This window comes from Actinokineospora sp. NPDC004072 (assembly GCF_053604195.1).
The window spans coordinates 1-9,126 of sequence record NZ_JBSGHB010000034.1; the positions used below are offsets into that span (position 1 = coordinate 1).

Annotated in this window: 7 protein-coding genes and 2 pseudogenes; 5 read left to right on the forward strand and 4 right to left on the reverse strand. The window is 67.5% G+C overall.

The window, feature by feature from the left end; translation table 11 throughout:
* A pseudogene (locus ACWEPX_RS31420) lies at window positions 1-426 on the forward strand (acetate/propionate family kinase); the annotation flags it as partial.
* Window positions 427-476: 50 nt separating this feature from the next.
* On the opposite strand, the gene ACWEPX_RS31425 reads toward ACWEPX_RS31420, so the two are convergent.
* On the reverse strand, window positions 477-644 hold the full coding sequence (locus ACWEPX_RS31425) for a LysM peptidoglycan-binding domain-containing protein (RefSeq protein ID WP_451900901.1): 168 nt from the start codon (window positions 642-644) through the stop codon (window positions 477-479).
* A 144-nt stretch (window positions 645-788) separates the two neighbouring features.
* Window positions 789-1,415, reverse strand: a complete 627-nt coding sequence (locus ACWEPX_RS31430; RefSeq protein ID WP_451900902.1) for a hypothetical protein — start codon at window positions 1,413-1,415, stop codon at window positions 789-791.
* Between the two features lie 1,063 nt (window positions 1,416-2,478).
* Between ACWEPX_RS31430 and ACWEPX_RS31435 the strand changes: the two genes are divergently transcribed.
* The 4 genes and pseudogenes from ACWEPX_RS31435 (at window position 2,479) to ACWEPX_RS31450 (ending at window position 6,919) form a co-directional block, all read left to right on the forward strand.
* Window positions 2,479-3,048: a hypothetical protein gene (locus ACWEPX_RS31435; RefSeq protein ID WP_451900903.1), complete on the forward strand. Its 570-nt coding sequence runs from the start codon at window positions 2,479-2,481 to the stop codon at window positions 3,046-3,048.
* Window positions 3,049-3,517: 469 nt separating this feature from the next.
* Window positions 3,518-4,156 (forward strand): annotated as a pseudogene (locus ACWEPX_RS31440) (Imm1 family immunity protein).
* A 165-nt stretch (window positions 4,157-4,321) separates the two neighbouring features.
* Window positions 4,322-6,382 (forward strand): GNAT family N-acetyltransferase, encoded by a 2,061-nt coding sequence (locus ACWEPX_RS31445; protein WP_451900904.1) that lies wholly within the window; start codon window positions 4,322-4,324, stop codon window positions 6,380-6,382.
* Window positions 6,383-6,505: 123 nt separating this feature from the next.
* The gene (locus tag ACWEPX_RS31450) at window positions 6,506-6,919 is read left to right on the forward strand and encodes a hypothetical protein (RefSeq protein ID WP_451900905.1); all 414 of its coding nucleotides are present in this window, start codon (window positions 6,506-6,508) and stop codon (window positions 6,917-6,919) included.
* Between the two features lie 965 nt (window positions 6,920-7,884).
* Here ACWEPX_RS31450 and ACWEPX_RS31455 read toward each other — a convergent pair.
* Window positions 7,885-8,226 (reverse strand): hypothetical protein, encoded by a 342-nt coding sequence (locus ACWEPX_RS31455; RefSeq protein ID WP_451900906.1) that lies wholly within the window; start codon window positions 8,224-8,226, stop codon window positions 7,885-7,887.
* Between the two features lie 325 nt (window positions 8,227-8,551).
* The gene (locus ACWEPX_RS31460) at window positions 8,552-8,848 is read right to left on the reverse strand and encodes a hypothetical protein (protein WP_451900907.1); all 297 of its coding nucleotides are present in this window, start codon (window positions 8,846-8,848) and stop codon (window positions 8,552-8,554) included.
* Window positions 8,849-9,126 lie beyond the last annotated feature (278 nt).

Sequence of the window (9,126 nt, forward strand, 5' to 3'; positions counted from 1 at the left end):
CTCACCCTCGACGACCTGGCCGACGGGCTGGAGCACGCCTCCGGGCTCGCGGGCCTCAGCGGCCACGGCGGCGACATGCGCGACGCGCGCCGCGCCACCGCCGCGGGCGACCCGAACGCCGCGCTGGCCCTGGAGGTGTACGCGCACCACCTCCGCCAGGCCATCGCCGCCAAGACCGCCTCCCTCGGCGGCATCGACCTGCTGGTGTTCACCGGCGGCGTGGGCGAACACGACGCCGCGCTGCGGGCCGAGACCGCCGCCGGGCTCGGCTTCCTGGGAATCACCCTCGACGACGAGCGCAACCGCGACGCCTCCGGTGACGCCCGCCTCAGCGCGCCGGACGCGGCCGTGACGACCTGGGTCATCACAGCGCGCGAGGACATCGAGATCGCCGCCCAGACCCGCGCTGCGCTGCGAGCGCGGTGAGCAGATCGCGATGAGGGGCGGCATCGGGCGATCCGGCGGGGTGGTCGTGGTCAGTCCCGCAGGACGCGGATGACGTCGCCGGGGTGGATGATGTTCGGGTCGGTGATGGTGCCGGGGCTCACGGCGACGAGGCGGTGGTAGAGGCCGCCGGAGCCGTAGTGCTGGGCGGCGATGTCCCACAGCGTCTCACCCTGCTGGACGACGCGCTCGGAGTACACCACCGCGTATTCGGAGCCTTCACTGCCTGACTGTATGACTCCTGCTGCTACCAGCGGCCAACCACGATGTGAAGGGCCACGAACTGGCGGTGCCCCGGCAATGGCATCCTTCGGTGCTGGCTTGTGCGGATTTCGCCAGGGCCCTCAACCGGTGTCGCCCTTCTCCTCAAGGATAGAGTTCGCCCGAGCCAGGGAGCGCTTCGCCGAGTTATGGGTCATCACGGCGAGGAAAAGGATGAGGAGGGCGAGCGGCAGCGGATAGACGAAGAAGGACGGCACCCACTCGGGCGGGTCGATCAACTCGATGAACGGGGGAAACCACCAGGACCCGGCACGTACGGTCGAGAAGTGCGGCGCAAGCAGGGCCAAAGCGGCGGCCTCGGCAACCACGAGGTGACGAACGCCGGTCAAGACATAAACGGGGGTATACCTGGACCCCCGCGCAGCACGGCTGGATGCATACATTCGAACGGCAGTCAGGGCCGCGTAGATAATCAAGACAAAAGGAAACAGTGAGAGCCTGAATGACCACACGGCATCAGGCTTGCCTGTCAGCCATGAGTCGGGCCCGAAGAACCCGACCACGCCTCTCGTCGCGCCCAAGTAGTGCTGCTGGATACCTGCGACCGCGATGCCAAGGACAGCAAGTCCGATTAGATGCACGAAAAGCGCAACGCCGAGACCCGAGCCGTCACGGGCCGTTAGACCGGATGTTTGTGGCGAGTTTCCCTGATGGTCTTCCAGACGAGGATAGTTCGGATCGCGCCACATGGTTAAAGAGTGTCAGAGAGGATCTGCGGTAACAAGACAGAAAGTTGACAAAGTTAGTGCTAGGTCGAGCCATCTCGCCAAGGATTGACTCAATGAGGTCGAATGTTGTCAGTGGTTCGCGCCACGGTGGCCACACGCGAGATATCGCTTGGCGGACCGCTGGAGATTGACCTGGCCACGTGCCGCAGACGCGGACGCCTTTGTGTGGTCGCCCCCCTCGCCGACCTCGATCGCCCACGGCGAGATCGGCCGCGACGACCCGCGGAGTGCGGTGCCGTAGGGGTAGGCGCCGGTGACCGGGGTGATCGCTGGCCGAGTGCAGGAGGGCTCGCGTGGTCGGGCGGCCTGGAGTTGGGGGCTGTGGTCGGTCAACGCCGATGGGTGGCCGCTCAACCGGATGGACGGCGACGGCAACGCGCTGACCTACTACTACTACTACAGCGACGGCACGCTGGCCTCGATCAGCGACAGCCAGGCCGGGTTACCACCTTCACCAGCGCGGCAGGTGAGGGACCGCCACGATCATCGGCCCGTCGGGCACGGGCGCGGGCAGCTACACCCTTATGGCGGACCCGAATGGCGACAAGACCGTCTACACCCTGGACGCGCCTCGCTGAATGCCCGCGCGGCCGGGTGCGGGTCCTGCGGTGGAGATCCCGAGCGCGGCCACCACCTCGGACCCTCTGACATCAGCGTGCGGAAGAACTTCTGCCGGTTTGGTCGCGGCGCGGAGTGGAAGGCGCCGTGCTCCCCGTCGATCAGGCACCTGATCGGAACGCTGTCCGCAAGCGCGACCTCGAGTCGATCTTGAAGGCTTTGGGGAGCAGTACGACCGCGCGAGAGGAAGAGTGCGCATCCACGCCAAGGACCTCCGCGACGCTCGCCTTCGTCCCCACGAGGGCAGTCGTGCACGCCCGTCGTGCATCTTGTCCGCCCGTGCCGCGGCAGGAGGCGGGTGGCTGTGCCGCTAGATGCCGACGGTGCCGGACAAAGAGAACGTCACCTTCCACGACACCGCAGCGCGGCGCCCCAGCAGGTCGGGCCGCCGTGGCACCATCGCCCGGTGAACACCACCGCACCGCACACGCTCGCCAGCCGGGTCCGCATGCTGGCGTGGTTGACCACCTTGACCCGGCTGCACGAGACCGCCTACCCCGTCACCAGGAACTGGGTGTTCAGCTGCGCCGAGGACGCGGTGCTGACGCTCGGCCGCTGGTCGACCCCCGCGCCACTGCCCCGCAACCGCGCCCACGGCACCCCACGACGCTGCTACGCCAACGCTTCCCACTACCGCGCCGCCCACGGCGGCTACTACGCCGAAGGCTACGCCCTGACCCACGCAGGGACCGTGCACCCCCACGCCTGGGTCGTCGACCCCGACGGCACCACCCACGACCCCACCTGGCCCGACGGCACCGCAGCCGCCTACGCCGGAATCGTGTTCGCCAACGACTTCCTCGCCGACCGCGACCTCACCGACAGCCGCACCTGCCTGCTCCACGAGGCATGGACCAACAACTACCACGACCTCCGCAACGGACTCCCCCACGACGCGACCATCCCCATCGGAGCACCAATCCATCCACCAACACCACCACACCCTCGACCCGAACCACCCCACCACTGCCGGTAGCACCTGCCGTGGCAGGTCGAGTGGATACGAAGACCATCGGCCACTCCCTCTGTGCGATGAATCGCATCCATGCAATAGTTCCCTGACGTGACGCCTGAACGAGAATGATCTCGAACTGCGGTGGCGACAAAGGTCAGTCGATGGTTTCGGATAGTGCCGCAGGTGTAGTGGTGATAGGAACATTGGGGCATTGTGCGGCGGTGCTGCGCCGACCTCGCCGCGCGCTACCTCGCCCAGCTCGTCCGCGTGTTCCCGTGATCCGCACGCTCGCCGAGGCCAAGCTCGCCGCGAGGGTCTGCCAGCACTGGGAGAGCACCGGCGAGAAACCCCACGTCACCCTGGTGATCAAACACGAGGTGTGCCCGGGGCGCATGTCGTGCCGCACCTACTTGCCCCGCCTGCTCCCGCACGGGTGCTCCATACCGTGGTCACGCCCGAGGAGCCGTCACACCTTCACCGGAGACCCGACGTGACACCCCTGATCCTCTGGTACGCCCCCGACCAGGAGGACGACCACATCGCCGCCACCCCCGCCGAGATCGACGCCGCCCTCGACCACATCGCCACCCTCGCAGGCACCACCGGCGTGGTCGCCGAGATCACCCGCGAGGACGACGACACCGACGGGCTCTACGCCGGACTCAACGGCACCGTCGGAGCCCTGCACTACGTCGGCCCCAGTGGCAGCCTCTCCAGTTGAAACCCCACCACGACGGCAACCGGCGCTGCCGCTTTGGCGTATGACCACCAGTGGAACGTGATGGAGTTCCCGCCCGACTCCGAACTGCCCATCGCCGACATCAGGGCCGCGGTGCACGAATACGCCCGCACCGGAACCCGGCCGACCAACGTCCACTGGCAGGCATGGTCACCCCCCGCGCGAGCCGGGCAGCGCCCTGGCACCCGCACCCGACGACCCAGCCTGGGGACGTCCACGCCACCTCTGACATCGCAGCCGAATCATTCACTGTCGACGGGTGTGGGGTTGGGCCAGGTTGGGTTGTGCGCGGGGCCCTGCTTTCGGCTTGTGCGACGCGCTTGGGGTGTCCGCGGCGCGGCCTTCCGCCGGGCGGTTGCTGGAGGCATCAAGGATGTGTCGTTCGAGTAGGCGACCCTTCGGACGATCGAACGTCCCCGCGGGCCGGGTAGCGGCGCGTGGCTCGAGGGCTAGCATCGGAGCGCGAAGCAGGGGGGCGTCTGGGCTGGCGCGGATTCAGATGGCAACGTCCGGCTTGGTCCCGGCGTTCGGCGGTCCCGGTAAGATCATCCGCCTATGGTTGCGATCACTGCGGGTGTCGTCGGAGCGGATGATCCGGTCGTTGACGAGCTGGTCAAGATGGGCAAGCGGTACAGCCGGACGTTGGGCATGATGCCTGCGGGCGCATTCAAGGAGGCGGCATACCGCGGCTGTTTGATCGCCGCATGGGATGGGGGCAGGCCGGTCGGCTATGCGTTGTTCCGGTTACCGCGGAACAATCAGGTGATGCTGTCCCACCTGTGCGTGGAGACGGCCGCGCGGGGTTCGGGAGTGGCCCGCGTGCTGGTGGAGACGATCAAGAACAGGCACGCGGCTCAGCTGGGTATCCGTGCCAAGTGCAGAGATGACTACGGGCTCAACCCGATGTGGTCCGCACTGGGTTTCCAAGCGCTAGGCGCAGCGGTCGGGCGCGGCAGGGATCGCAGTCCGATGACCGTCTGGTGGTTGGATCACGGCCATCCGAATCTGTTCAGCGCACTCACCGAGCCGGACTTGGCCGAGGACGAACCCGACCTGCTCGAAGCGGCGCTGGACCTGAACATCCTGATGGACCTGCACTCGCGCTCGAACAAGCCGGTCGCCGAGCGATCGCAGGTGTTGCTGGCTGATCACCTGACCGGCAGGCTCCGTCTGGTCGTCACCGACGGCGTGGAGCACGAACTCGCCCGGCGATGCCACGACCAGCCCACGGCGCTGACAGAAGCCCTTCGTGAGTACCCCCGCCGGGTTGGTGCGCCTGCGCAGACTGAGGCGCTGTACGAGCAGTTGGTCGCGGCGTCAAACGGGCTCACCCTGTCCGAGCAGGACCTGGGTGATCTGCGTCAGATCGCGGCGGTGGTCTCAGCGGGCGTTGGCGTCTTGTTGACCTGGGATGACGGGCTTCGAGCGCGCTTCGAGAAGTTGAGGCGGGTGGTGCCTGCGCTCGCTCCGGTCCACGTGCTGAATCCCGACCTGGTCGTCACCCATCTCGACGAACTGGCCAGGGCGTGGGCCTATCAACCAGCTAGGCTGCAGAACAGCGAGTACGACCAGGTCCGCGCGGGCGCCGACGACGAGTCCCACCTGCTCGCCTTCCTGGCCCAGCCGTCCGGCGAGACCCGCGGCAATCTGCGTGACCTGCTGCGCAGACTCGCCCGCGAGGAGGTGCCGCGCTTCCTGATCAGGTCGGGGGATCAGCCTCCGGTCGCCTGCTACGCCGCCCACCTGGATGGCCAGATCCTCCGGGTGCCGCTGTTGCGGACCGGCAACCACCCACTGTCCGACACCGTCGCGCGTCAGTTGCTGTGGTTGCTGCGCAGGGACGCCAGAGAACATGGTGCTTTGACGATCGAGGTTTCCGACCCGCATGTGGGCGGAGTGCTGACCCGGGCGTTGGCGGCCGAACCGTTCCACCACGTCGGTGACCGCTGGTTCGCCTGGGTGGTCCCTGTGTGTGGCACGAGCGAGGAAGTCAATCGTGTGGCGAACCAGGCGCGTGCGCTCGTCCGCGTCGGTCCTGGCCCCCTCATGCGGCCCGGGCTCACGCCGCGGGCGGCGGTCGAGGTCGAAAGGTCGCTCTGGCCTGCGAAGCTCACCGACAGCACCCTGCAGCACTTCGTCTTGCCCATCCGGCCGAGGTGGAGCGGGGAGCTCCTCGGCTACCCGGCGCATCTGACCACGCGGCCTGTCGAACTCGCCCTCGGTCGCGCACAGGTCTACTACCGGACCGCCGACAAGCTGCTGACAGCACCCGCGCGAATCGTGTGGCGAGCCAGTCAGGGCAAGGGAGGGCGAAGCGCGCCAGGGTACATCGGCACATCCTTCCTGGACGCCATCGAGGTAGACGAACCGGAACGGCTCTACGAGTCCCTCAAGCACTACGGCGTCCTCGACCTCGCTGCGCTGCGCGAGCTGGCCGACGGCAAACCCACCCTTCAGGCCCTGCGCTTCTCCGACACCGAGTTGTTCGACCGCCCTGTCTCCGAGAGCTCCTACCAACGACTGAGGGCAGCGCACGACGGACCCCGGAAGTTCTACGGTCCCCAGAAGATCAGCCCCGGACTGTTCGCCGACCTGTACAAGGCCGCCACCATGTAACGTCGATCACAAGATCGTGATGGTGTCGAACGTGTGTTTGCCGTTGGAGCTGGATAGGGTCCACACGTGATCACGACACCGGCAACCGACAGTGAAGGTGCCCCAGCCCCACGCCCGCTGCTGATGTCGTTGCGCCCCAGATTCGTCCACGCCATCCTGGACGGCTCGAAGACCGTGGAACTGAGGCGCACCCGCGTCTCGGCACCCCCCGGGACGCTGATCGTCCTCTACGCCAGCTCACCGGTCATGGCTGTCCTCGGCTTGGCCACCCTCGCGGACCGCCACACCGCGAGTCCCATGACGATCTGGCGGAAACACCGCGCCAACGTGGGCATCTCACGCGCCGAGTTCCTCGACTACTTCGCGGGCGCCACCCACGCCACCGCACTCACCATCGCCGATCCGCAGCCTCTGGCCGCCCCGCTGACCCTTGCCGTGCTCCGCAGCCACGCCGAGTTCCAACCGCCCCAGAGCTACCGATACATCGCCCCAGCGGACCCGGCCCCACTTCGTGAGCTGACCGCGGCGCTGGTCTGACCAACCGCGGTTCGGCACCAACGTTGCCCAGAAACCCCGGGCAGTGGGACTGCGACGTGCCGCCCTCCCGCCAGCGATCGGCTCTACGTCGAGCAGGTCCAGGTTCACCAGTGCACCCCGTGACAGGGAAGCGGGGCAGATGCCCAGAGGACGGCAACCGACTTCGACCAGGTGTCCCCGTTCGGACGATCAAGGACTGGCCTGGCAGCGGCCTCCCCAGCCACGACCTGAGTAGGTAGTCGACCGGGCTCACCCGATGCCGAACTGGGCACACCGAGGGTATGCGGGCACACGGCAGGGCGAGACAGGCGGAGGCCCAGGCCCGCGCCACGGCTGGGCCCGTGGAAGGTGCTATTCCACCCTGACCGTTCCGTGCACTGTTTCGGCGTGAAGGTAGATGAGTGGTGGGCCGGTTGGGCGCAGCGATGGAGGACCACCAGCGCAGCGCGGCGGCGGTTGCGGCGATACGTCGACTACATGTTTCGGCTTCACGCTGGTTCGGCGTCACTGGAACCCGTCGCCTCGGGCACGTTCCTGGTCGTCGTGGTCGAGGCGGCCGCAGCGGCGAAGCGGGGTTCACCTCCTTCCGCGTCGCCCCGGTGGCCGAGGTGCAGGACGAGGCGGCCGCGGATCTGCGGCGCCGGGTCGCGGAGGTCGCCGTGGCCCGTGGGCTATCCGCCCGACCAGCAGGCCCTCGACCGAATGCGGCGGCTCTAGGGACCTCGGCGATGGTCGTCGATTGCGATCTGGTGTCGGTCGCGGGCTCGAACCTGGACACCGTCGCCCGCGAGTTGCGCGACGCGGTGGGCGCAGGGCAGGCGGTTGTGCTGCAACGTGTATCCGCCGCCGGGTCCCGCTTGGTTCTCGGCCCGCCGGTGGTCGGAACCCTGGTGGACGGCACCCCGACGTCGGGCATCGAGGTCTATGACGTCCGCCCAGGCGTGGTGAGCGCTGGTCGGTGGCGTCTAGCAGCCTGGCAGTTCGAGCCCGCCCCGGTAGTCGGCGGCGATGTACACCTCTGAGATGTATCCACGGGTCCCGTCGGGCAGTTCAATCCCATACCACAGTGGTGAGGCGACGAGGTTGGCGTTCTGCTTGATACCTGGCGAGTTGATGTCGGCGTTGGTCGTCCACTCGGCCTTGAGTTGGCAGTAGGCGACCAGCGTGGTGCCGGAGCCCATCTCCGTCCCCGCGATCTTGCATCCTCGACTAGCGCAGCGCGAGACAGGTTCTGTGGAGAGATATGAGGGAGTGTCGTCTTCCTGAAGCGTTGAGGGGCCGATGGCCACCTTGTTCTGCACGATCAATGTGCGTCGTTGGGATCCGTCAGGCTTGCCGGCAGGGTTGTCGTCAAGCTACCAGTTGACGGCGACGATCGCGGCCAGGATCGCTGTCCCGAGGTCCCACCATCTTTGCGGGACCGGCCAGTGTCGTCGAGGGCAGGGACGCCGACGCAGCGGGCGGGACGGGTGCGGCCACGAGAAACGCCGACCAGCAAGGTCGGTGCAGGGGACTTTACCCACGATCAATAGGTGCCTTACCTGCTCGCTCACATAGTCAAAATTCGGCGTCCTGGTCGAGTAGGGCACCCGCAGACAGCACACCTTCGACGCACCCGACTCGACTCGTCGTTCACCCGAACGGGTGGACCGTGACCTCGGCGAGCCCGAAGCCGCCTGAACTGTCGCCGCCGATGGTGAAGATGAGTTCGTGTCCCTTGCCGATGTCGCCGCCGCGATCCGGAACGGAGTCGCCAAGATCGAGGCCGGGAAGGCGTCCCTGCTGACCGCGGCGACCCTGTTCGACGTCGCTCGGGCATTCCTCCAGCAAGCCACGCAAGGCACCCGACGACCCGAACCCGGGCAAGCGATCGCGGCTCAGACGGCGGCGCTGCACCGGATCGCCGAGGTTCTCACCCAGGCCGCCCACGCCGAACAGGGGTTCACCGCCTACCTCCGCAACGTCGCCGCAGGCGACACCTCGACCGCTGCGAACCCCCCGGTACCCACCTCCGTCGCGGGGCGGTCATCGATACCAGGCATCGACCGGGTGGAGCAACTACGCCGAGAACTACCGCCTCCGCTCGAGGGGGCCAACAGTGGACGGAAGACACACGGCCGGTGGTTCGTCGGCGACCGACCCGCACAACAGATCATCAGCGGCGAGGACGAGGTCGCCGACCTGGCGCAGAGCTACCTGGACAGGAT